We start from the raw sequence: 21,107 nt of genomic DNA, 5'->3' as shown, positions 1-21,107 counted from the left end.
ATGTTCAAGGCTCTGTTACTGGAAAACCAAGAAGGCAAGACGGTACCGACCCTCACCCGGCTGGGCGAGAGCCAGCTGCCGGAAGGCGAAGTGCGGGTGGCGGTGAGTTACAGCTCCATCAACTACAAGGACGGGCTGGCCATCACCGGCAAGGGCAAGATAGTGCGCCAGTGGCCGCTGGTGCCCGGCATCGACTTTTCCGGTACCGTGCTCGAATCTGCCGACGAGCGTTATCAGCCGGGCGACAAGGTAGTGTTGACCGGCTGGGGTGTGGGGGAAGGGCACTGGGGCGGCATGGCCGAACAGGCGCGGGTCAAGGCCGACTGGCTGGTGCCGCTGCCGGCCGGGCTGGATGAGCGCCAGGCCATGTGCATCGGCACCGCCGGCCTGACCGCCATGCTCTGCGTGCTGGCGCTGGAAGAGGCGGGAGTGACCCCGCAGAGCGGCGAGATCCTGGTGACCGGCGCCGCCGGCGGGGTGGGCTCCACTGCCGTCGCACTGCTGGCCGCGCTGGGTTATCAGGTGGCGGCGCTGACCGGTCGTCCCGAGGAGCAGGGCGAGATGCTGACCGCGCTCGGTGCCAGCCGCATCGTGCCGCGCAGCGAGCTGCTGGAGCCTGCCAAGCCGCTCGAGAAGCAGCTGTGGGCCGGGGCGATCGACAGTGTCGGCAGTCAGGTGCTGGCCAAGCTGCTGGCCCAGATGAACTACGGCGGCGCTGTGGCGGCCTGCGGTCTGGCGGGCGGCTTCGATCTGCCCACCAGCGTGATGCCTTTCATCCTGCGCAACGTGCGGTTGCAAGGGGTCGACTCGGTGATGTGCCCGCTGGCACGTCGCCAGCTGGCCTGGCAGCGACTGGCCCGGGATCTGCCCGCCAGCTTCTTCGCGCAGGCGGTGACCGAGATTGGACTGGAGCAGGTGGTGGAGGCCGCCGAGGCCATCACCCAGGGCAAGATTGCTGGCCGCACCCTGGTCAAACTTTGAACTCCCGCTGACTGGCGAGCCCCATTTTTCTGGATAGACTTTGAGTGCGGGTGCACTATCCAAGGAGAATGAGCATGGGTGGACACAAGCCGGATTACGACCTCGACGACGAGTGGGAGCCGGAATCCTGGGAGGACGAGCTGGATGAATGGGAAGACGAGAGCTGGCAGGACGATGACCCTCTCGACGACCAGTAATCCGCGTATTGAATACACAGGCGGGCCTCGGGCCCGCCTGTTTTTTTGGGCGGCTCACAGGAATGGGGACGGGCACTTGGAGGCCGGCGGCGGGCTGGCTAGAATGAACTGCCCAAACGACACTCAAGGATGATTATGCGACTCTCGGTGATAGTGTTTGCCGCCCTGCTTGGGGGCTGTGCCTCCCACTCGGATGATCCGTGCGAGAAGGTGTGGAGCGAGGTGGGGGAGGCGGATGGCAAGCTGGGCCTCACCGCCGAGCGGGTCGAGTTCCATCAGGCCCAGTGCGGCGAGAAGGTGGATGCCGAGCTGTGGAAACAGGGACACCAGAAGGGGCTGGCCTGGTACTGCCGGCCGGAACATCTCTATCTGGCAGGCCGTTCCGGCGAGGAGTACCGCGGGGTATGCCCCAACGACGTCCAGGCGCGCCGGCTGTTCGAGCAGGGGCGCCAGGGCTGGACCGATCAATAGCCGGTCAGGCTTCTTTCTCTTTCAACCGCAGCGGCTGACACAGATAGCTCTTGTCGTTGGCGCTGCGGGCACACTTGCCGCAGACGAACTTGGGTTTGCGCACGATTTTGCGCAGGGTCTTGAGATCGGCCGGGATCTCGCTGCGACGCCATTCACACAGGGTCTTGTTGCCCATTCCGACTACCTCGACAACTCAGTGGGCCCTAGTGTAATCAATTTTCATTTCTAAAACAGCGAGCGGGCCCGGATGATCGCATGGCCCGCTCGTGATGGGGGGACCTTACTGATAGAGGAATTTGGTGAAGATGAGCTCGCGTATCGCCTTCTTGCCGCTCTCTTTCACCAGCAGTTCGTTGGCCCGGGTCTCGCACTCCTTGCGCAGGTCTTCACGGCTGACCAGGGACTTGATCTGATCGGCGGTCTTGCTGCCCATCAGGCGGATGATGGCGTCGCGGATCAGGGGGTCATGCTGCTCCAGCAGCTTGAGGTCGGCCTCGTTCTCGGCCATCAGCTCCACCGTCACCCGGACGTAGCCGAGGGTTTTACCGTCGCTCAGGTAGTTGGTGATGATGTCGGGATCCAGCAGGTGGTAGAGGAATCCCGGCTTGGCCGCCGCCGCTTCTCCTTCTGCGGGTGCTTCCCCCCCTTCGGAGGCATAGGCCTGGAGTGCACCGCAGCTCAGCAACAACACCAGCAGAAATTTGAATAGCTTCATATGGATGGCTCATCAGCAAGAGATACCCCATTTTTGATGTTGCCATCGGGGCCGTCAAGCACGGATGTTCTTACAATTCTCGATTGATTTACGGATAATAAACCGGATTTTAACCTGATAACGGAAATCTCCGGATGGTGAAGCTGTGAAGTCCGAGTTGACTGTTCCCCTTGTCCGGCTGGAGCCCTGGCGGACTCCCGCGCAGTGCGAGCCGCCCGAGGTCTTGCTGCCCTGGTTGCTGGAGGCGGACTCCATGACCCGGCGCCTGCGCCGCCACAATCACCACTTTTCGGTGCAACTGCTCGGCAACCGCAGCGTCCCCCTCGATGCCGACGAGCAGCAGCTGGTGGCCGCCGATCATCCTGCTGGCCTGTGCCGCGAGGTGATCCTGCACGGTGATCGTGGGCCGGCCCTGCTGGGCTGGACCCTGTTCGCCGAGGCCGCACTGCCGGACAGCGGCTTGCGCGAGCTGGGCGAGCAGCCTCTGGGTGAGCGTATCTTCGGTGACGAGCCTGCCCGGCGCGATCACCTGCAACTGGCCTGTTTCGAGATTGCGAGCAATCCCTGGTGCCCGGCCGGCATCGTGTGGGGACGCCGTTCCCGTCTGTTTCTGGGGCAATGGCCACTGCTGGTCCATGAACTCTTCTTGCCCTCTCTGTCATGCAACAAGGAGCTGGAGTGAATCTGTTAACCAAGGAGCGGGGACTGGCCTACGTGCAGTTGGCTCGCATCGACAAGCCCATCGGTACCCTGCTGCTGCTGTGGCCGACCCTGTGGGCGCTCTGGCTGGCGGCCGATGGCCTGCCGGATCTCTGGACCCTGCTGGTGTTCGTGGTGGGGGTGTTTCTGATGCGCTCCGCCGGTTGCGTCATCAACGACTATGCGGATCGCAACTTCGACGGTCACGTCAAGCGTACCGCCGGCCGGCCGCTGCCCATGGGCAAGGTCAAGCCGCGGGAGGTGCTGGCGCTGTTCGCCGTGCTGGCGCTCATCTCGTTCGCCCTGGTGCTGACCATGAACCCGCTCACCATAGGCCTGTCGTTCGCGGCCCTGCTGCTGGCGGTCTGCTACCCCTTCATGAAGCGCTACATCCCGATCCCCCAGCTGGTGCTCGGCATGGCCTTCTCCTGGTCCATTCCCATGGCTTACGCGGCCCAGGCCAACGCCCTGCCGGCCGTGGCCTGGCTGGTATTTCTCGCCAACCTGCTGTGGACCATCGCCTACGACACCGAGTACGCCATGGTGGATCGGGACGACGACCTCAAGCTCGGTCTCAAGTCGAGTGCCATCCTGTTCGGCCGCCACGACAAGCGGATCATAGGCGCGCTGCAGCTGCTGACCCTGCTGATCCTGCTGCTGGTGGGTCAGCTGAGCGAGCTGGGATCCAGCTACTACTGGTCGCTGCTGGCGGCGGCGGCGCTGTTCGTCTATCAGCAGCGGCTGATCCGGGAGCGGGCGAGGGAAGCCTGCTTCCAGGCGTTCCTCAACAACAACTACGTGGGGGCGCTGATCTTTGCAGGTGTCGTGATCAACTACCTGTGAACTCGCGTTCCCCAATGAAAAAGGCCGCAACATGCGGCCTTTTTCATTGATGTGTCCCGGCTCAGGTCCGGTTGCCCGCCTGAATGGTACGGCGGATCTTGGTGCTGAGCAGTGGCACTATGTTGTCGGCCAGCGCCTGGAAGCGGCCCAGATCCGGCTTGCAGCCCGGATCCAGATAGCCTTCGCTGCGCAGGGTGTGGATCAGGGTGCTGAACAGCTTCTGGTCGAAGAACTCGGGGGCGTTGATGCCGTGCAGGGTGCCGAGGCGTTCCGCCATCATCAGGCCGTCCGCCTCCAGCTGCTCCGCCTCGATGCGGGGCTGGGCCAGCACCCGGGTCAGTACGATGGCGTAGCGCTGCAGGGTCTCCTGGATGCTCTCGGCCAGGAGCAGCAGGCGGGTCTGGTTGACCGGATTGACCCAGAAGCCGCCGTCGCGGGCCTCGATCAGCTGCTGGCGCTGCAGTTCGGCCAGCAGGGCATCGATCAGCTCCGGCAGCTCATCTTCTTCGTAGCGAAGGAACAGCTCGGTCTTGAGCAGCGGGTAGATGTCGATGCAGCGGGCGACGATCTCGCCGCGGGAGATCCCCTCGCAACGTTCGATCAGGGCCGCCACCAGCGAGGGCATGGCGAACAGGTGCAGTATGTTGTTGCGGTAGTAGGTCAGCAGGATTGCCTGATAGCGGTCCAGGCTGATGATCTGCCCCAGCTTGTCCTCGCTCACCTCGAACTTGTTGAGCTCCATCGCCTGATCCAGCAGGGTCTTGGCATCCTCGGCCGGCATGGTGCTGTGCGGGCTGTAGGGCACCTGCTTGAGCAGGTCCAGATAGGTGTTGAGCTGGGCCTGCAGTTCGTCGCGGGTGAGGGCATGGCGTTCGGCGGCCAGCAGCGCCAGCGCGCTCAGGGTCAGGCCGTTGACGGCGGCGGCGCCGTTGATACGGGTCATCAGCAGCTCGGCCAGCTGGTTGACGGTGCCAGCCATCCACTCGGGACGCTCCTCCTCGCCGATGTGCTCCTTCCAGGTCGGCACGTGTTCGTTGAGGTAGCTGTTGAGGGTCAGTGGCTCGCCGAAGTTGACGAAGCCGCGGCCGTAGTTGCGCAGCTTGCGCAGGATGCCGAGCACCTGCAGGAAGCTCTCCTTCTCCTTGCGGCTACCCTTGAGCTCGTTGTGGTAGGTGTTCACCTCCATCACGTGCTCATAACCCAGGTAGACGGGGACGAAGGTGAGCGGCCGATCGAGCCCGCGCATCATGGCCTGCAGGGTCATAGCCAGCATGCCGGTCTTGGGTGGCAGCAGGCGACCGGTACGGGAGCGACCGCCCTCGGTGAAGAACTCCACCGAGTAGCCCTTGGCAAACAGCAGGTTCAGGTATTCCCGGAATACCGTGCTGTAGAGCGGGTTGCCCTTGAAGGTGCGGCGGATGAAGAAGGCGCCGCCGTGGCGGAAGATCGGGCCCGCCGGCCAGAAGTTGAGGTTGATGCCGGCCGCGATGTGGGGCGGCACCATGCCCTGGTGATAGATGACGTAGGAGAGCAGCAGGTAGTCCATGTGGCTGCGATGGCAGGGCACGTAGACGATCTCGTGACCCTCCTGGGCCAGCTGGCGCACCTTCTCGGCGCCGTTGACCGACAGGCCGCGATAGAGCTTGTTCCACAGCCAGCCGAGGAAGCTTTCGCCGAGCCGGATCAACCGGTAGGAGAAGTTGGAGGCGATCTCGTCCATGTAGCCATGAGCCCGTTTCTGGGCTTTATCGAGGCTGATCCCCTCGCGCTGGGCCTCTTCCTCGATGGCCTGCTGGATCACGCCAGAGTCGAGCAGCTGCTTGAACAGCAGGTTGCGGTTGGGCAGCTTGGGCCCGGTGGCGGCCAGCTGCTGGCGGCTGAAGTGGGTGCGGGCCACCCGCGCCAGTTTGTGGGCGATGGCCTCGTCGGTGCCGTGCTTGTCTGCCATGTAGCGCAGGGAGAGCGGCGGAGAGAAGCGCACCAGGTTCTCGCGTCCTTTCAGGATCACGATCAGCGCCTTCTTGAGGCGGTTCGGCGCCAGACTGCTGATGATGTTCCAGCCGGAGGCCTCCTCGCCTTCCCGACCCGGGGCACGGCCCCAGAACAGGGTGACGGGCACCACCTGGATGTCCAGTGCCGGATCCTGTTTGTGCAAATCCAGCAACTGGTGGAACTCCTGCAGGAAGGGGAGCGGCTTGCTGCGCTTGCCAAACAGGGGAGGCGGACGATCCAGACAGACATAGCGCGGCAGCAGCTGGCCGTTCAGCTCCAGCGGCGTGAAGGGGCCGGGCAGACCGAGATCCTCGCAGCACTGCTGCAGGGTCATCAGGTCGGTGATCGAGCTGGTCTTCAGGGCATAGACGATGGGTCTGGCCGGATCCAGCTTGAGTTCCGTGATGGGGTTTTCCGGCAGGCTCTTGTGATTGACCAAGCCGCTGACCGGCCATTGCAAGATGGCTCTGGAAATCTTCTGTCCAAGGGACATGTGCGTCTGCTCTCCAAAAAAATGCGGCGTGAGCATAGCAAATCACCGACTGCTTGTCGCCGAGAGGTACGATGAGTCGGCTGCGCGGGATCAAAACCATGGCAAATGAACAGAGGGCCGCGACAAATGTCAGCTGCGGCTTGCCTTGGCCACTGCACTGTATATACTGCCAGTGTGCTGTATAAAAAGACAGGTGCCCATGCTATGAAACCCCTTACTCCCCGCCAGGCCGAAGTGCTGGAGTTGATCAAGGCGAACATGAACGAGACCGGCATGCCGCCGACTCGCGCCGAGATTGCCCAGAAGCTTGGTTTCAAGTCGGCCAACGCGGCCGAGGAACATCTGAAGGCCCTGGCCAAAAAGGGGGTCATCGAGATCATGCCAGGCACGTCCCGCGGCATCCGCCTGCTGCTCGAAGAGGAAGAGCAGCTGGAAGAGAGCGGTCTGCCGCTGATCGGCAAGGTGGCTGCCGGCGAGCCCATCCTGGCGCAGGAACACATCGAGAGCCACTACCAGGTGGATCCCGCCCTGTTCCACCCGCGGGCAGACTTCCTGCTGCGGGTACAGGGCATGAGCATGAAGAACATCGGCATTCTGGATGGCGACCTGCTGGCGGTGCACAAGACTCAGGAGGTACGCAACGGTCAGGTCGTGGTGGCGCGGCTCGACGAAGATGTCACCGTCAAACGCTTCCAGCGCAAGGGCAGCCAGGTGTGGCTGCTGCCGGAGAACGAAGAGCTCTCCCCCATCGAGGTGGATCTCGCCAGCCAGCACCTCACCATCGAGGGGCTGGCGGTCGGTGTCATTCGAAACGCCGATTGGATGTAATCCGTGCCAACAAGGCCTCCCATGGGAGGCCTTGTTGTTTCTGCGCTCCTTTCCCCGTGATTTCAATCAGATCCTGATACCCGGCACTTTTGTCTGCGGGCGCTCGCCGCAGGCGATTCATTTCAGATATATCATTTGGTAAGGCTGGCTCACTGGCGTGAGCCGCCCCCCGATGCTCGGCAAGACGCGCAGCTTCGCGTCGCTGGTGGCAGGAACCCCGAGGGCAGCAGGGAATAACAAGCGCTTCGCGCCCGGTGCAGGCAGCATGTGTGCCTCGCCCGGGGGCAGAGGCGTCAGCGGGATAGAAGGGAGAGTGGCCAGCAGGGCGCCGGCAGTCGGCACAACAGCGGCACACTCGTGCAGTCGACACGCGGCAGTCATCGGGTCGCCCCTTGCGGTGGTGGACGGTGCCGGTCGACGTGACCTGTTGATCAAGGAGGACAGGTATGGCTTCAAGCTCGCCATGGGATCCGGGTCTGGCATCGCCCGTTTCTTCCATCACCCGTTTCATCAAGGGTAACCGGATGACCCGTTTCTACGCGCTCTGGGTACACCACAAGGGCGCCTGCTGGACCATCTGGCTGGGGTGCCCGAAGGACAAGATTGTCCGCCTGGTGCGCCTGTTTCACAGCCATCACGAGCAGGGGTTGGCCGATGATCTCTGGACCGCTCCTGTCATCCCGCTGCGCGCCTCGAGCCGCCGCCTGCACGAGCGGCGCCGACAACAACCCTGACCCCGTTGCAAGACAGCCCCACCTCCCGGTGGGGCTGTCGTTTTGGGCGATCCGGCGTCGCTTTGCAGACCCTGGCGTCATCTTCTGACCAAAGTTGGCCAGCGAACAGGCAACCGTGACAAGGGAGTGACCGGCCTGGTGCTCACTGGGTTACAATAGCCCTTTCATTCGGGCCCGGCTGGCGGGCATGTCGACGTAAAGGGTTTGTTTTTTATGGTGAAACCACGTTACCCCTTGCTGTTTCTGCTGCTGGTCGGGGGCATGATGGGCGGTTTTTACTGGAGCCAGCCCTCCCTGCCCGAGCACGCCGACTACTACCCGGCGGGGCGGGACATCAATCCGTTTGCCTTCACCGATCAGGATGGCCAGCCCTTCGTGCCGGCCAGCCTGACCGGCCACTGGACCTTCCTGTTCGTCGGCTACACCTTCTGCCCCGATATTTGCCCGACCACCCTGGCGGATCTGCGTTCCGTCTATCCCGAGCTGAAAAAAATAGCTCCGAGCAGCCAGGTGGTGTTCATCTCGGCTGATCCGCAGCGGGACGACGTGGCCCGCCTCAAGACCTATACCGCCTTCTTCAACCCGGAGTTCAAGGCGGCAACCGGCCCTCACGACAAGCTGTTTCCCTTCGTGCGCAATCTGGGGCTCATCTACTCCATCGCCGATCAGGGGGAGAAGGATTACCTGATCGACCACTCCGCCTCCATCGTGCTGATCAATCCGGCCGGCAAACTGGAAGCCGTGTTTCGCCCCCGTCTGAGCGAGGACGGGGTGCCCAGGGTAGTGATGGCGAGTATGGTGTCGGACTTTGCCCGGATAGTGCGGCTGGATGGCGAATAGTGATGAGCAACGGACGTCCTCCGGCATGTTGACCCCCGTCTGGTGGCGAGACGGGCGCCGCCATCGCGCCGTGTTTGCCCTGGCCCTGCCCATGGTCTTCTCCAATGTCACCACTCCGCTGCTGGGGCTGGTGGACACCTGGGTGATCGGTCATCTCGGCCAGGCCTGGTTCCTCGGTGGCGTGTCGGTTGGGGCCACCCTCATCAACCTGCTGTTCTGGCTGCTCGGCTTCCTGCGGATGTCCACCACCGGCCTGACCGCCCAGGCCCATGGCGCCAGCAGCCCGGCCGGCCAGCTCGACACCCTGGCCAGGGCGCTGGGTCTCGCCATCGCACTGGGGCTGGCGTTGTTGCTGCTGTTGCTGCCGTTGCTCCCCACCCTCATCGCCCTCAGCGGTGGCTCCGCCGAGGTGCAGCACTATGCCGCCGAGTACGTCTCGGTACGGATCTGGAGCGCCCCGGCGGCGCTCTGCAACCTGGTGATCATGGGCTGGTTGCTGGGCATGCAGGATGCGCGCAGCCCCATGTTGCTGCTGATCTTCACCAACCTGGTCAACATGGGGCTCGATGCCTGGTTCGTGCTGGGGCTGGGCTGGCAGGTGAAGGGGGTCGCTGGCGCCTCGCTGCTGGCGGACTACAGCGCGCTCGGGTTGGGACTCTGGCTGGTGAGCCGTCACCTGCGTCGGTTGGCGCCGACGGCGTGGCAGGGGGCCTGGCAGCGCTGGCGTCAGTGGCCCGCGTTGCTGCGACTGCTGGCCCTGAACCGGGACATCTTCATCCGCTCCCTCTGTCTGCAGCTCTGTTTCGCCTTCATGACCCTGCAGGGGGCCAGGCTGGGAGACGTGGCGGTGGCCGCCAATGCGGTGCTGCTCAACTTTTTGATGCTGATCTCCTACGGGCTGGACGGCTTCGCCTATGCGGTGGAGGCCATGGTGGGGCGCGCCATCGGACGGCGGGATCGGCAGGGACTGCGAGAGGCCATCGGCCTCAACCTCGGCTGGGCGCTGCTGATTGCGCTGGGCTTCAGCCTGCTGTTTGCGCTGGGAGGCAGCCGGCTGATTGGGTACATCACGGACCTGCCGGCGGTGATCGCTGCGGCCAATGCGCAGCTGCCCTGGCTCATCGCCATGCCGTTGCTGGCGGTCTGGTGTTTCCTGCTGGACGGGGTTTTCATCGGGGCGACCCGAGCCAGGGAGATGCGCAACAGCATGCTGGTGGCGGCCCTCGGCGGCTTCTTCCCGGTCTGGTGGCTCTGTCAGAGTTGGGGCGTGGCGGCCTTGTGGGCCGCGATGGCGGCCCTGATGGCGGGACGGGGACTGACGCTGGGCTGGCTCTGCTGGCAGCTGGAGCGCGATGGTCGGCTGCTCCACTCACCCCACGGGGCGGGGGAGGCGCAGCAGGCCTCCTCCTGAGCCCGCTATCTACTCAGGCAGATCCGGTTCAGACCTGCAGCGAGCCCGGGTAGCCCAGCTGGCGCCAGCTTTCGTAGACGAATACCGCCACCGCGTTGGAGAGATTGATGCTGCGGCTCTGGGGCAGCATGGGGATGCGCAGCCGCTGCTCGAACGGCAGGCTCTCGATGATCTCGATGGGCAGGCCGCGGCTCTCGGGCCCGAACAACAGGGCATCCCCGGCGGCAAACTGCACTGCCGAATGGGCGGTGCGCCCCTTGGTGGTGCAGGCAAATACCCGCGTCGGCGCCACCGCCGCCAGGAAGGCCTCGAAGTTCGGCCAGCGCTTCACCTCGGCGAACTCGTGATAGTCGAGTCCCGCCCGTTTCACCCGCTTGTCATCCCACTCGAACCCCAGCGGCTCTATCAGGTGCAGCCGATAGCCGGTGTTGGCACAGAGGCGGATGATGTTGCCGGTGTTGGGCGGAATTTCCGGTTGGTAGAGCACGATGTCGAGCATGACGGCGTCCTGATGGGGCGAAAAGGGCGCCAGCATACCCAGCGCCCGGGCGGATGAAAAGGGCCTGCTCAGCCGATGGGCAGGCGGATGGTGATGGTCAGCCCGGCCGGGTGGTTACTGCTGGCGCGGATGGTGCCGCCGTGGCGCAGGATGGCCTCCGCGGCGATGGCCAGCCCCAGCCCGGTGCCGCCGGTCTTGGCGTTGCGGGCATCATCCACCCGGAAGAAGGGCAGGAACAGCTGCGGCTGCTGCGCCACCGGTACGCCTGGGCCGTCGTCGCGGATGGTCATCACCCACTCCCGACCCTCCCGGTACCAGTCCACCTTGATGAACTCGCGGGCATATTTGAGCGCGTTGCGCAGCGGGTTTTCCAGCGCCCTGGCCAGCAGATCGGGCCACATCCGCAGGGAGTCGGTGGGCAACGGCGGCAGCCGGAGCTGCTTGCCGCTCTGGTTTGCCTCGAACATGGCGTCGTCCAGGATGGGTTCCAGCAGATCGGCCAACGGCATCACCACCGGCGCCTCCACATGTTGCTGCACCCGCGACAGATCGAGCAGGTCACCGATCAGCTTGTCGAGCCGGCCTATCTCCGATTCGATCCGGGCCAGCTCGTTGCTGTCACCCTGCTTGCGGCGGATCAGCGCCTGCGCCAGCTGGATGCGGGTGAGCGGACTGCGCAGCTCGTGGGAGATGTCGGAGAGCAGCTGTTTCTGCTTCTGGATCATGTTCTTGAGGGTATCGACCATGTGGCTGACGTGATCCGCCAGCTGGCCTATCTCGTCCCGCCGCCCCAGGTTGGGGATCTGCGCCTCCAGATTGCCCTCCGCCAGTTGGGAGACCGACTGCTGCAGTTGCAGGATGGGGCGGGTCAGCCGCCAGGCCAGCAGCAGGCAGAGCGGGGTGCTGACCAGCATGGCGATGCCGAGGATCTGGATCGGGTGATCCAGGATCTGGATGAACAGGAACAGATAGGAGTTCTCGACGTTGAGGCCGAAGTAGACGTGGTAGATCTGGCCGCGATGCTCCATCTGGAAGGGGCCGGCGATGGCCCGCTTGTGCTCGCTGCCCAGCATGGGCTTGGCCGGGTTGTCCGAATCGAGCATGAAACGGACCACGAACTTGCTCAGGCGGGTGCTGGACTGCATCTGTCCCTTGGCATCGCGCAGGTAGATGTTGTCCACCGGCAGCAGGCCGGCGGCGTCGATGGCCTGGGCCAGATCGAAATCCTGAGTGGGATCCGCCCCCTTCTGCAGCGCCTTCAGATTGTTGTTGAGACGGGCGATCTCGTGGGCCGGCAGCGGGATGATGTTGCGGGGATCCAGGGTCGGCAGGATCACCACGGCGGCCACCACCAGCAACAGCATGAACCAGAACCAGAGGAAGATCTGGGTGGAGAGACCGTTGAAGGTGCGGGCCGTTCTCATGCCTGTTCCAGCCACAGGTAGCCACGGCCGCGCACCGTCTTGAAGCGGGGCTGGCCGTCGGTGCGCTCAGGCAGCTTCTTGCGCAGGTTGCTCAGGTGCATGTCGATGGCGCGATCGAAGGGCTCCAGCTTCTTGCCCAGCACCAGCTCGGAGAGCTGGCTCTTGCTGACGATCTGGCCCGGGTTGCGCAACAGGCACTCCAGCAGGCCGAATTCGGTGGCGGTCAGCTCCAGCAGATCGCCGTGGCAGCTGGCCTGCTGCAGGCCGGGCTGCAGCACCAGATCCATGAAGCGCACCTCGTCCGAACTGCCGCCGCGCTGGGGCTGGCTGCCCTGGGTGCGGCGCAGGATGGCGCGCACCCGGGCCAGCAGTTCCCGGTCATCGAACGGCTTGGCCAGATAGTCGTCGGCCCCCGCCTCCAGACCGTTGACCCGATCCTGGCTGTCGCCGCGGGCGGTCAGCATCAGCACCGGGGTGTCGTGGGTCTTGCGCAGTCGGGTCAGCATGGCGAAGCCGTTGAGCTTGGGCATCATCACGTCCAGCAGGACCAGGTTGAAGTGCTGTTCGGCCAGCCGCTGCAACCCCTCTTCGCCATCCTCGGCGACGGTCACCTGGAAGCCTTCCAGGGTCAGAATTTCGGTGAGCAACTGGGTCAGCTCGAGATCGTCGTCGACCAGGAGTATTTTGTGCATCTGAAGTCATTCCGCTGATTTTTCGCGCCAGACTGGCGCAGGGGTCAGGGTATAATAGATTTTTAACCGCAAGAGGAAAGCCGGTTTTGAGCCATCAACAATATTCCCGCTGGGTGACGCTGGCCAGCATGGCCGCCGTCACCACCGCTACCCTGCTGATCACCGGCAAGCTGATCGCCTGGCTGATGACCGACTCCTCGAGCCTGCTGGCCTCCCTCACCGACTCCTTCATGGACGTGAGCGCCTCCATCATCAACCTGCTGGCCATTCGCTACGCCTTGTCACCGGCCGACGACGAGCATCGCTTCGGCCATGGCAAGGCGGAGTCGCTGGCCGGGCTGATCCAGTCAGCCTTCATCTCGGGCTCCGCGCTGCTGCTGGTGATGCACGGCATCTCCTCCCTGCTCAAACAGGCGCCGCTGGAGCGGCTCGAGGCGGGTCTGTGGGTCAGCGGCGGCTCCATCGTGCTGACCCTGCTGCTGGTCAGTTTCCAGAGTTTCGTCATCCGCAAGACCAACAGCGTGGCCATCAAGGCCGACATGCTGCACTACCGCTCCGATCTGCTGCTCAACGGTGGCGTGCTGCTGGCACTGGTGCTGGCGGGGCAGGGCTGGTACTGGGCCGACGGCCTGTTTGCCATCCTGATCGGGCTGTTCCTGCTGTGGGGGGCGCTGCACATCGGTTATGAATCGGTGCAGGCGCTGCTCGATCGTCAGTTGCCAGCCGAGGAACAAGCGAGAATAATGGCCCTCTGCTGTGCCGTCGAAGGTGTACACGGGGTGCATGATCTGCGCACCCGCCAGTCCGGTCCGACCCGCTTCGTGCAGTTGCATCTGGAACTGGACGATCAGCTCCCTCTGGTCAAGGCCCATCAGATTGCCGATGAAGCCGAACTGGCGGTTCGTCAGGCATTCGAGCGCATGGATGTCATCATCCACATGGACCCCATCTCCGTGGTGCACAAGGAACAGCAAGGCACTCCCTCAGAACAACAGTAGGCTGCAACATGGATGATCTGGTTGCCAGAACCTGGCAAAAAATTCAGCAAGAAGCGGCGAGCATGGCGACCGAAGAGCCCATGCTGGCCAGCTTCTTCCACTCTACCATTCTCAATCACAAGAACCTGCGTTCGGCCCTCAGCTTCCAGCTGGCCAACAAGCTCGACAGCGCTACCATGCCCGCCATCGCCCTGCGCGAGGTGATCGAGCTGGCCCTGCGCAGCGAGCCCGAGCTGCTGACCATGGTCGCCGCCGACATCTGTGCGGTGCAGGAGCGCGACCCGGCGGTCGACCTCTTCTCCACCCCGCTGCTCTACCTCAAGGGGTTCCACGCCCTGCAGGGCTACCGGGTCGCCAACTGGCTGTGGCGCCAGGGGCGTCGTTCGCTGGCGCTCTACCTGCAGAACCAGATCTCCGTGGTGTTCGGGGTGGACGTGCACCCGGCCGCCCGCATTGGCAAGGGCATCATGTTTGACCACGCCACCGGCATAGTGGTGGGCGAGACGGCGGTGATCGAGGACGATGTCTCCATCCTGCAGAGCGTCACCCTGGGCGGTACCGGCAAGGAGAGCGGCGATCGCCATCCCAAGATCCGGGAAGGGGTGATGATAGGGGCGGGCGCCAAGGTGCTCGGCAACATCGAAGTGGGCATGGGCGCCAAGATCGGCGCCGGCAGCGTGGTGATCAACCCGGTGCCGCCGCACACCACCGTGGCGGGCGTGCCCGCCAAGATCGTGGGTCGTCCGGAGTGCGAGAAGCCGTCGCTGGACATGGATCAGTGTCTCTGATCCCCTGACCGAGGCGAGTCGATGGCCAAGCGCTGGTCGGGTTATCTGATCCTGGGGATGTGGCTGCTCAACCTGCTGCACCTCTATCTGGGGTTCTCCCCCTGGCCGGCGGCCATCGCCGCCTGGGGAGCCTCCCTGCTCACCTGGCCCTGGCTGGTGGGGGCGGCGCGCCGTCAGGCGCTGGCCCTGTACGGGGCGGCACTGGCCCTGCTGATCTTCTCCTGCTGGCAAGGCGCTAGCCTCCGGCCGGCGGACTGGCTGCTGCCCAACATCAACATGCTCACCATGTTTGCGGCGGTGAGCACCCTCAATCTCGCCACCTCGGGCCTGCTGACCGGCACCACCTCATGGCAAGGGCGCAAGGGGCTGTGGAGCACCATGGCCAGCCTCAACCTGCTGGGGGCCGTCATCAACCTCTCGGTGCTGTTCATCATCGGCGATCGGCTGGAACGGAGCGGCACCCTGGAGCGGCGTCAGGTACTGGTGCTGAGCCGGATCTTCTGCGCCGCGGCCTTCTGGTCCCCCTTCTTCGTCGCCATGGCGGTGGCGCTTACCTATGCCCCCGGTCTGCAACTGTCGCAGATCCTGCCGTTCGGGCTGGTGGCGACCCTGCTGGCGATGGGATTGACCGCCTGGCAGGTGGAGCGGCTGGGGGTGGTGGATTTTGCCGGCTACCCGCTGCGGCTGCAGACCCTGGGGCTGCCGGTCGCCCTGGCCGGGCTGGTGCTGCTGATCAAGCAGATCTGGCCGGATCTCGGCATCCTGGCGGTGATCGCCCTGGTGGCGCCGCTGCTGGCGTTTGCCTTTATGCCGAGCACGGGGCGAGGCCCTGCCCTCAAGCGGCAGGTGGTGGAGCGCTTTCCCGCCATCGGCGGTCAGATTGTGCTGTTTCTGGGGGCTGGCCTGCTGGCTGCCGGCATTAACAGCGCCTTGTCGGTACTCGAGCTGGGCGGCGGCCACGGCTTGCCCTTCTTCCATCACTTCGGCTGGCTGGAGGCCTCGCTCACCCTGCTGCTGATCCTGTTGGTGGCCATCGTCGGAGTACACCCGCTCATCAGCATCTCCGGGCTGGCGCCGCTGCTGTGGCCACTGGCACCGGATCCCAGCCTGCTCGGCATGACCTTTTTGCTGGGGTGGGGGCTGGCCACCGGCACCAGCCCGCTCTCCGGCTCCAACCTGGCGCTGGCCTCCCGTTACAACCTGAGTGCCGGGGCCATTTTGCGCGGCAACCTGCTCTACGGCCTGCTGATGTACGGGGTTGCCTGTCTGCTGCTGGGGGCCTATATCGCCCTGCACAGCTGAGGCGTCCGGTTGATGTGAATAGGGGAGCAGATCGGATGCAATGGCGGCTTGTGCGGGCCCTGCCGTGGCCCCGGCGCAGGATGCGAGAAAAATAGACGCATATTTAGTCAATACATCCATGGAAGGCGCATTTTACAGCGCACCGGCTTGTTTGTGCCGATGCCATCAGGGTATGCTGGCTTCACGCGCTTGAATCGCCCTCTGTGGGGCATCGCAATTGAACATACAGGTATGCATATGTCACTAGAAGTCCTTGAGCAACTCGAATCCAAAGTACAATCCGCCGTCGACAACATCTCCCTGCTGAAGATGGAGCTGGACGAGCTGAAAGAGCAGAACAGCAAGCTGCAAGACGAGAACCATCAGCTGCGCAACGAGCACGTTGCCTGGCAAGAGCGTCTGCGTGCCCTGCTGGGCAAGATGGATCAGATGGGCGAAAGCATCTAATCCGTCGCTATACGCGAGAATTGAAAACGGGCCGCTCCATGAGCGGCCCGTTTGTTTGGGTCAGGCTGGCAATCAGAGCGCCAGCAGCTGCTTGACGGTCTTCTCGATGCCGTCTGCGGCCTCCACTATATTGCTGGCCAGCATATAGGCGGGGGTGGAGATCACCTTGCGCTCCTGATCCACCACGAACTCGTTGACCGGGCAGTTGAGATGGCTGCCCCCCATCGCCTCGATGGCGTTGGCGGTGCCCTCGTCATGGCCTATGGTAGCCAAGGTGCCGGCGCCGTAGATGAGCGGGATCATGGCTGGTGCGATGCAGATATAGGCCGCCGGCTTGTTGGCCTTGGCAAAGCTCTGGCAAGCCTTCAACACGTCCGGCTGGATTTGGCACTCGGCTCCCTTGATGGCGAAGTCGCACAGGTTCTTGGCGGCGCCGAAGCCGCCCGGCACCAGCAGGGCATCGTAGTTGGCTGCATCCAGCTCGGCCACGTCCTTGATCTGGCCGCGGCAGATGCGGGCTGCTTCGACCAGCACGTTGCGGCTTTCCCCCTCGCTGACCTCGCCGGTCAGGTGGTTGATGACATGCAACTGCGCGACGTTCGGGGCGAAGCATTGAACCGTTGCTCCCTGACGGGCCAGTGCCAGCAGACTGATCACGGCCTCGTGGATTTCGGCCCCGTCAAAGACGCCACAGCCACTCAAGATCACGGCCACTTTTTTCATGACAGACTCCTCGTTGTTGAAAATGTGAGCCAGGATGGATTGTTGTACTTTTGTATGGTTATCGTTCGTCCTCCGCTGGTCAAGTCATCTTGCTGTGCTAGGATTGTTTCGTTTCGGATCCTGCCGCGTTTACTCCCTTAAATCTTTTTCCACATTGATCGAGATCATTTCAACGGTCTGGCGATCGGTTTTAATGATCTCAAATCATTGTTATATATGCATTTTTCATTTTTTATCCACAGTGGTTTCACTGGGCTTCATCAGTCACTCCATTTTTGAGCACAGAGTTATCCACAGCGTGGCAGTCGATGAGGCTCCCTCGGCCGGGTCGCCCCCCCTCTTGGTGTGAGGGGGGCCCTGTGGCATCCTAGCGGCTGTTTATCTCTGGCAGGACGATTTCATGGCCCCTAGCAATCCCCTTATTCTGGTCGACGGCTCCTCTTATCTTTACCGCGCCTTCTTTGCCTCTCAGCAGGCCGATCTGCGCACCTCGACCGGTTTGCCGAGCGGCGCCGTCCGTGTCATGGCCAACATGATGCGCAGCCTGCGCAAGCAGTACCCCGACTGCCATGTGGCCGTGGTGTTCGATGCCAAGGGCAAGACCTTCCGCGACGACATCTATCCCGAATACAAGGCCAACCGGGCCAGCATGCCGGATGATCTGCGCAGCCAGGTCGCCCCCATCCACCAGATGATCAAGGCAATGGGCTTCCCCTTCCTGATGGTCGAAGGGGTGGAAGCCGACGACGTGATCGGCACCCTGGCCCGTCAGGCGACCGAGAAACAGCTGCCGGTGCTGATCAGCACGGGGGACAAGGACATGGCGCAGCTGGTCTCCGACCATGTCACCCTGATCGACACCATGAAGGACGTGAAGACCGATCGGGAAGGGGTGATCGAGAAGTTCGGCGTACCGCCCGAGCTCATCATCGATTACCTGGCGCTGATGGGGGACAAGGTGGACAACATTCCCGGCATGACCGGTGTCGGCGAGAAGACTGCACTGGCACTGTTGCAGGGGATAGGCAGCATCGACGAGATCGCAGCCAACCTCGATAAGGTGGCGGCACTCGGTTTCCGCGGCTCCAAGGCATTCGCAGACAAGTTCCGCGAGCAGGAGGAGCAGGTACGCCTCTCCTATGTGCTGGCTACCATCAAGACCGACGTCGAGCTGGAGCAAAGCCTGGAAGAGCTGGAGCTTGGCCCCATCGACAAGGAGGCGCTGCTGGCGGTCTATCGCGAGTATGAGCTGCGCAACCTGATAAAAGAATTGGAGTCCGGCGCTGAGGAAGGGACCGCTTCGACCGAGGGGGATGAAGACGCCGCTCCCCAGGAAGCGGCCATCGAAACCGACTACCGCTGCATTCTGGACGAGTCCGAGTTTGACGGCTGGCTGGCCCAGCTGCAGGCGGCGCCGTTGTTTGCCTTCGATACCGAGACCACCAGTCTCGACTATATGGAGGCGCGCGTCGTGGGCGTCTCCTTTGCCATCGAACCGGGCAAGGCGGCCTATGTGCCCTTCGGCCACGACTATCTGGGGGCGCCGGTACAGCTGACCGAGGCCGTGGTACTCGGCAAGCTCAAGCCGCTGCTGGAAGATCCGGCCCGCCTCAAGGTGGGGCAGAACCTCAAGTACGATCGCAACGTGCTGCTCAACCACGGCATCGAGCTGCAGGGTATCGCCTACGACACCATGCTCGAGTCCTATGTGCTCAACTCCACCGCCAGCCGCCACGACATGGATTCGCTGGCCCGCAGGTATCTGAACGTCGAGACCATCTCGTTCGAAGACATCGCCGGCAAGGGAGTCAAGCAGCTCACCTTCAACCAGATCGAGCTGGAGCAGGCGGCCCCCTACGCGGCGGAAGATGCCGATATCACCCTGCGTCTGCATCAGGCGCTGTGGGGCAAGCTCTCTGCGGAGCCGGGTCTCGCCAAGGTGTTCAGCGAGATCGAGCTGCCGCTGCTGCCGGTGCTGGCGCGGATGGAGCGACTCGGTACCACCATCGAGCCCAAGCTGTTGCATCAGCAGAGTCAGGAGATCGAAGTGCGGCTGGCAGAGCTGGAGAAACAGGCCCACGAGCTGGCCGGGCAGGAGTTCAACCTCTCCTCGCCCAAGCAGCTGGGGGAGATCCTCTTCACCAAGCTGGGGTTGCCGATCATCAAAAAGACCCCCAAGGGCGCGCCATCCACTGCGGAAGAGGTGCTGGCCGAGCTGGCGGAGACCTATGAGCTGCCGCGCCTCCTGATGGAGCACCGTGGTCTGGCCAAGCTCAAGTCTACCTACACCGACAAGCTGCCGCTGATGATCAAGCCGCAGACCGGGCGGGTGCACACCTCCTATCACCAGGCGGTGGCGGCGACCGGGCGGCTCTCGTCCACCGACCCTAACCTGCAGAACATCCCGGTGCGCAACGAACAGGGGCGTCGCATTCGGCAGGCCTTCATCCCGTGCGCCGGTTACAAGCTGGTTGCGGCGGACTATTCCCAGATCGAGCTGCGGATCATGGCCCACCTCTCCGGTGACAAGGGACTGCTGACCGCTTTCGCCGAGGGCAAGGACATCCACAAGGCGACCGCTGCCGAGGTCTTCGGGGTTGAACTTGATGCGGTGACCAGCGACATGCGTCGCAGCGCCAAGGCGATCAACTTCGGCCTCATTTATGGCATGAGCGCCTTCGGTCTTGCCAAGCAGCTGGGCATCGGCCGTGCTGAGGCGCAGAAGTACATGGATCTCTACTTCGAGCGCTACCCGGGCGTGCTGGAGTACATGGAGCGCACCCGCCAGCAGGCGGAAGCCCAGGGCTATGTCGAAACCCTGTTTGGTCGCCGCCTCTATCTGCCGGACATCAAGTCGCGCAACGCCGGTCTGCGCAAGGCGGCGGAACGGGCCGCCATCAACGCCCCCATGCAGGGTACGGCCGCCGACATCATCAAGCGCGCCATGATCAACGTGGATGGCTGGATCCGGGGCATTGAAGACCAGTCGATCCGCATGTTGATGCAGGTGCACGATGAACTGGTGTTCGAGATCCGCGAAGAGAAGCTGGAGGAATACATCGCCATCATCAAGGAGAAGATGTCAGCCGCCGCCGAATTGCATGTGCCGCTGGTGGTCGAAGCGGGCACCGGTGACAACTGGGATCAGGCCCACTGATCGCTGGCAGTCGTCATCGACACCTATATAGCTATAATAAGACGCGAAGCCCGGCCTCATGCCGGGCTTCCTGTTTGTGGCTATCTGGATTCAGACCTCTTGCAGGTATTCGTCCTTGAGCAGCACATAGTTGTCGGCCGAGGTTTTGAGGAAGGCGATCTCGGCCGGCTTGAGCGGGCGAGCCTGCTTGATGGGATTGCCCATATAAAGAAAGCCGGCCTCGAGTCGCTTGCCCGGTGGCACCAGACTGCCGGCACCGATCATCACATCATCTTCGACCACGGCCCCGTCCAGCAGGATGGCACCCATGCCGACCAGCACCCGGTTGCCAATGGTGCAGCCATGCAGCATCGCCTTGTGGCCGACCGTGACATCTTCCCCGATCAACAACGGATAGCCGGCCGGGTTGCTGGCACTCTTGCGGGTCAGGTGCAGTACTGTGCCGTCCTGAATGTTGCTGCGGGCACCGATGCGGATATGGTTGACGTCCCCTCTGGCGGCCACCATGGGCCAGATGCTGGCATCGTCACCCAGCTGGATATCGCCCACCAGGGTGGCGCAGGGGTCTACATATACCCGTTTGCCCAGTTGCGGGCGTTTTCCCTTGTAAGGTCTCAGTCGCAAGTCCATCTTGGCCTCCTTGTTTTCGGCCATTCTAGCAATTCGGCGCTGGTTTCTGTGGATAAGTTTGTATAAAAGCTGTGCCTGGATATGAATAACTAAAAAAGTGTGCTTTTTTGCAATTTTATTGCAGGGGAGGGGTTGCCAGAACGAATTCACTCCCTATAATGCGCCTCCATCGACACGGCAAGCGGCAACGCAAACAGCCGGGTCGGTCGCCTCGAAAAGCCTTTGAAAATAAGGCTTGACTCG

The 21,107-nt window shown here is 63.1% G+C and carries 22 protein-coding genes; 14 read left to right on the top strand and 8 right to left on the bottom strand.

Annotation, left to right across the window (positions count from 1 at the left end):
• The 3 genes from ACB033_RS22030 to ACB033_RS22020 all read left to right on the top strand — a co-directional run bounded on the left by ACB033_RS22030 (window position 1) and on the right by ACB033_RS22020 (window position 1,649).
• Window positions 1–981, top strand: a complete 981-nt coding sequence (locus ACB033_RS22030) for an MDR family oxidoreductase (RefSeq protein ID WP_139726412.1) — start codon at window positions 1–3, stop codon at window positions 979–981.
• Between the two features lie 74 nt (window positions 982–1,055).
• Complete coding sequence (locus ACB033_RS22025) at window positions 1,056–1,178, top strand: hypothetical protein (protein ID WP_005307545.1); 123 nt, start codon at window positions 1,056–1,058, stop codon at window positions 1,176–1,178.
• Window positions 1,179–1,313: 135 nt separating this feature from the next.
• Window positions 1,314–1,649, top strand: a complete 336-nt coding sequence (locus ACB033_RS22020; RefSeq protein WP_010635514.1) for a DUF2799 domain-containing protein — start codon at window positions 1,314–1,316, stop codon at window positions 1,647–1,649.
• Window positions 1,650–1,653: 4 nt separating this feature from the next.
• On the opposite strand, the gene ACB033_RS22015 is transcribed toward ACB033_RS22020, so the two are convergent.
• Both ACB033_RS22015 and ACB033_RS22010 read right to left on the bottom strand, forming a co-directional pair.
• Window positions 1,654–1,824, bottom strand: a complete 171-nt coding sequence (locus ACB033_RS22015; RefSeq protein ID WP_005307551.1) for a hypothetical protein — start codon at window positions 1,822–1,824, stop codon at window positions 1,654–1,656.
• Between the two features lie 105 nt (window positions 1,825–1,929).
• Entirely contained in the window at window positions 1,930–2,364 is a 435-nt protein-coding gene (locus tag ACB033_RS22010; RefSeq protein WP_005307553.1) for a flagellar basal body-associated FliL family protein, read from the bottom strand.
• 145 nt (window positions 2,365–2,509) lie between these two features.
• Between ACB033_RS22010 and ACB033_RS22005 the strand changes: the two genes are divergently transcribed.
• Both ACB033_RS22005 and ubiA read left to right on the top strand, forming a co-directional pair.
• Window positions 2,510–3,046, top strand: a complete 537-nt coding sequence (locus tag ACB033_RS22005; protein ID WP_017766515.1) for a chorismate lyase — start codon at window positions 2,510–2,512, stop codon at window positions 3,044–3,046.
• The gene (ubiA, locus tag ACB033_RS22000) at window positions 3,043–3,906 is read left to right on the top strand and encodes a 4-hydroxybenzoate octaprenyltransferase (protein ID WP_017783657.1); all 864 of its coding nucleotides are present in this window, start codon (window positions 3,043–3,045) and stop codon (window positions 3,904–3,906) included. The genes ACB033_RS22005 and ubiA overlap by 4 nt, the downstream gene beginning before the upstream one ends.
• A gap of 61 nt (window positions 3,907–3,967) precedes the next feature.
• Here ubiA and plsB read toward each other — a convergent pair whose 3' ends face one another.
• Window positions 3,968–6,391: a glycerol-3-phosphate 1-O-acyltransferase PlsB gene (plsB, locus tag ACB033_RS21995; protein ID WP_019840092.1), complete on the bottom strand. Its 2,424-nt coding sequence runs from the start codon at window positions 6,389–6,391 to the stop codon at window positions 3,968–3,970.
• A 204-nt stretch (window positions 6,392–6,595) separates the two neighbouring features.
• On the opposite strand from plsB, the gene lexA reads away from it, so the two are divergent.
• The 4 genes from lexA (at window position 6,596) to dinF (ending at window position 10,204) form a co-directional block, all read left to right on the top strand.
• Window positions 6,596–7,219, top strand: coding sequence for a transcriptional repressor LexA (gene lexA / locus ACB033_RS21990; RefSeq protein ID WP_005307564.1), 624 nt, complete (start codon window positions 6,596–6,598; stop codon window positions 7,217–7,219).
• Window positions 7,220–7,665: 446 nt separating this feature from the next.
• Window positions 7,666–7,953: a hypothetical protein gene (locus ACB033_RS21985; RefSeq protein ID WP_005307567.1), complete on the top strand. Its 288-nt coding sequence runs from the start codon at window positions 7,666–7,668 to the stop codon at window positions 7,951–7,953.
• 213 nt (window positions 7,954–8,166) lie between these two features.
• Window positions 8,167–8,793 carry an SCO family protein gene (locus ACB033_RS21980; protein WP_005307570.1) on the top strand — a complete coding sequence of 209 codons (627 nt, stop codon included), beginning with the start codon at window positions 8,167–8,169 and terminating at the stop codon, window positions 8,791–8,793.
• A complete protein-coding gene (gene dinF, locus ACB033_RS21975; RefSeq protein WP_139726411.1) occupies window positions 8,783–10,204 on the top strand; it encodes an MATE family efflux transporter DinF in 1,422 nt (473 codons plus the stop codon). The genes ACB033_RS21980 and dinF overlap by 11 nt, the downstream gene beginning before the upstream one ends.
• Window positions 10,205–10,232: 28 nt before the next feature.
• Here dinF and trmL read toward each other — a convergent pair whose 3' ends face one another.
• From trmL to ACB033_RS21960, 3 genes are all read right to left on the bottom strand, one after another.
• Window positions 10,233–10,703, bottom strand: coding sequence for a tRNA (uridine(34)/cytosine(34)/5-carboxymethylaminomethyluridine(34)-2'-O)-methyltransferase TrmL (gene trmL / locus ACB033_RS21970; protein WP_005307574.1), 471 nt, complete (start codon window positions 10,701–10,703; stop codon window positions 10,233–10,235).
• A 68-nt stretch (window positions 10,704–10,771) separates the two neighbouring features.
• On the bottom strand, window positions 10,772–12,127 hold the full coding sequence (locus ACB033_RS21965; protein WP_139726410.1) for an ATP-binding protein: 1,356 nt from the start codon (window positions 12,125–12,127) through the stop codon (window positions 10,772–10,774).
• Window positions 12,124–12,819, bottom strand: a complete 696-nt coding sequence (locus ACB033_RS21960; RefSeq protein ID WP_010635506.1) for a response regulator — start codon at window positions 12,817–12,819, stop codon at window positions 12,124–12,126. The genes ACB033_RS21965 and ACB033_RS21960 overlap by 4 nt, the downstream gene beginning before the upstream one ends.
• Window positions 12,820–12,905: 86 nt before the next feature.
• On the opposite strand from ACB033_RS21960, the gene ACB033_RS21955 reads away from it, so the two are divergent.
• The 4 genes from ACB033_RS21955 to ACB033_RS21940 all read left to right on the top strand — a co-directional run bounded on the left by ACB033_RS21955 (window position 12,906) and on the right by ACB033_RS21940 (window position 16,354).
• Window positions 12,906–13,817 (top strand): cation diffusion facilitator family transporter, encoded by a 912-nt coding sequence (locus ACB033_RS21955; protein ID WP_010635505.1) that lies wholly within the window; start codon window positions 12,906–12,908, stop codon window positions 13,815–13,817.
• An 8-nt stretch (window positions 13,818–13,825) separates the two neighbouring features.
• The gene (cysE, locus tag ACB033_RS21950; RefSeq protein ID WP_005307587.1) at window positions 13,826–14,605 is read left to right on the top strand and encodes a serine O-acetyltransferase; all 780 of its coding nucleotides are present in this window, start codon (window positions 13,826–13,828) and stop codon (window positions 14,603–14,605) included.
• A 21-nt stretch (window positions 14,606–14,626) separates the two neighbouring features.
• Window positions 14,627–15,907: a hypothetical protein gene (locus ACB033_RS21945; protein ID WP_139726409.1), complete on the top strand. Its 1,281-nt coding sequence runs from the start codon at window positions 14,627–14,629 to the stop codon at window positions 15,905–15,907.
• A 237-nt stretch (window positions 15,908–16,144) separates the two neighbouring features.
• Window positions 16,145–16,354 carry a cell division protein ZapB gene (locus tag ACB033_RS21940; RefSeq protein WP_005307594.1) on the top strand — a complete coding sequence of 70 codons (210 nt, stop codon included), beginning with the start codon at window positions 16,145–16,147 and terminating at the stop codon, window positions 16,352–16,354.
• Window positions 16,355–16,426: 72 nt separating this feature from the next.
• Here ACB033_RS21940 and elbB read toward each other — a convergent pair whose 3' ends face one another.
• Window positions 16,427–17,077 carry an isoprenoid biosynthesis glyoxalase ElbB gene (gene elbB / locus ACB033_RS21935; protein WP_139726408.1) on the bottom strand — a complete coding sequence of 217 codons (651 nt, stop codon included), beginning with the start codon at window positions 17,075–17,077 and terminating at the stop codon, window positions 16,427–16,429.
• A gap of 400 nt (window positions 17,078–17,477) precedes the next feature.
• Here elbB and polA point away from each other — a divergent pair, with 400 nt between their 5' ends.
• Entirely contained in the window at window positions 17,478–20,234 is a 2,757-nt protein-coding gene (polA, locus tag ACB033_RS21930) for a DNA polymerase I (protein ID WP_139726407.1), read from the top strand.
• Between the two features lie 90 nt (window positions 20,235–20,324).
• Here the strand turns inward: polA and ACB033_RS21925 are convergent, their stop codons facing one another.
• Window positions 20,325–20,864, bottom strand: a complete 540-nt coding sequence (locus tag ACB033_RS21925; protein ID WP_010635500.1) for a gamma carbonic anhydrase family protein — start codon at window positions 20,862–20,864, stop codon at window positions 20,325–20,327.
• Window positions 20,865–21,107 lie beyond the last annotated feature (243 nt).

Origin of the sequence: Aeromonas sp. S15(2024), from assembly GCF_041402265.1 — a bacterium.
Taxonomy (GTDB): domain Bacteria; phylum Pseudomonadota; class Gammaproteobacteria; order Enterobacterales; family Aeromonadaceae; genus Aeromonas; species Aeromonas dhakensis.
This window is presented reverse-complemented; position numbering and strand designations above follow the sequence as displayed.

What these genes read in the sequence shown, in the direction of transcription:
- ACB033_RS21980 (WP_005307570.1), top strand. Translation starts at nt 8,167, where the DNA reads ATGGTGAAACCACGTTACCCCTTGCTGTTTCTGCTGCTGGTCGGGGGC.
- lexA (WP_005307564.1), top strand. Translation starts at nt 6,596, where the DNA reads ATGAAACCCCTTACTCCCCGCCAGGCCGAAGTGCTGGAGTTGATCAAG.
- ACB033_RS21940 (WP_005307594.1), top strand. Translation starts at nt 16,145, where the DNA reads ATGTCACTAGAAGTCCTTGAGCAACTCGAATCCAAAGTACAATCCGCC.
- ACB033_RS22010 (WP_005307553.1), bottom strand. Translation starts at nt 2,364, where the DNA reads ATGAAGCTATTCAAATTTCTGCTGGTGTTGTTGCTGAGCTGCGGTGCA.
- ACB033_RS21925 (WP_010635500.1), bottom strand. Translation starts at nt 20,864, where the DNA reads ATGGACTTGCGACTGAGACCTTACAAGGGAAAACGCCCGCAACTGGGC.
- dinF (WP_139726411.1), top strand. Translation starts at nt 8,783, where the DNA reads ATGGCGAATAGTGATGAGCAACGGACGTCCTCCGGCATGTTGACCCCC.
- plsB (WP_019840092.1), bottom strand. Translation starts at nt 6,391, where the DNA reads ATGTCCCTTGGACAGAAGATTTCCAGAGCCATCTTGCAATGGCCGGTC.
- ACB033_RS22020 (WP_010635514.1), top strand. Translation starts at nt 1,314, where the DNA reads ATGCGACTCTCGGTGATAGTGTTTGCCGCCCTGCTTGGGGGCTGTGCC.
- ACB033_RS21985 (WP_005307567.1), top strand. Translation starts at nt 7,666, where the DNA reads ATGGCTTCAAGCTCGCCATGGGATCCGGGTCTGGCATCGCCCGTTTCT.
- ACB033_RS21965 (WP_139726410.1), bottom strand. Translation starts at nt 12,127, where the DNA reads ATGAGAACGGCCCGCACCTTCAACGGTCTCTCCACCCAGATCTTCCTC.
- ACB033_RS22015 (WP_005307551.1), bottom strand. Translation starts at nt 1,824, where the DNA reads ATGGGCAACAAGACCCTGTGTGAATGGCGTCGCAGCGAGATCCCGGCC.
- cysE (WP_005307587.1), top strand. Translation starts at nt 13,826, where the DNA reads ATGGATGATCTGGTTGCCAGAACCTGGCAAAAAATTCAGCAAGAAGCG.
- polA (WP_139726407.1), top strand. Translation starts at nt 17,478, where the DNA reads ATGGCCCCTAGCAATCCCCTTATTCTGGTCGACGGCTCCTCTTATCTT.
- ACB033_RS22025 (WP_005307545.1), top strand. Translation starts at nt 1,056, where the DNA reads ATGGGTGGACACAAGCCGGATTACGACCTCGACGACGAGTGGGAGCCG.
- ACB033_RS21960 (WP_010635506.1), bottom strand. Translation starts at nt 12,819, where the DNA reads ATGCACAAAATACTCCTGGTCGACGACGATCTCGAGCTGACCCAGTTG.
- ACB033_RS21945 (WP_139726409.1), top strand. Translation starts at nt 14,627, where the DNA reads ATGGCCAAGCGCTGGTCGGGTTATCTGATCCTGGGGATGTGGCTGCTC.
- trmL (WP_005307574.1), bottom strand. Translation starts at nt 10,703, where the DNA reads ATGCTCGACATCGTGCTCTACCAACCGGAAATTCCGCCCAACACCGGC.
- elbB (WP_139726408.1), bottom strand. Translation starts at nt 17,077, where the DNA reads ATGAAAAAAGTGGCCGTGATCTTGAGTGGCTGTGGCGTCTTTGACGGG.
- ACB033_RS22030 (WP_139726412.1), top strand. Translation starts at nt 1, where the DNA reads ATGTTCAAGGCTCTGTTACTGGAAAACCAAGAAGGCAAGACGGTACCG.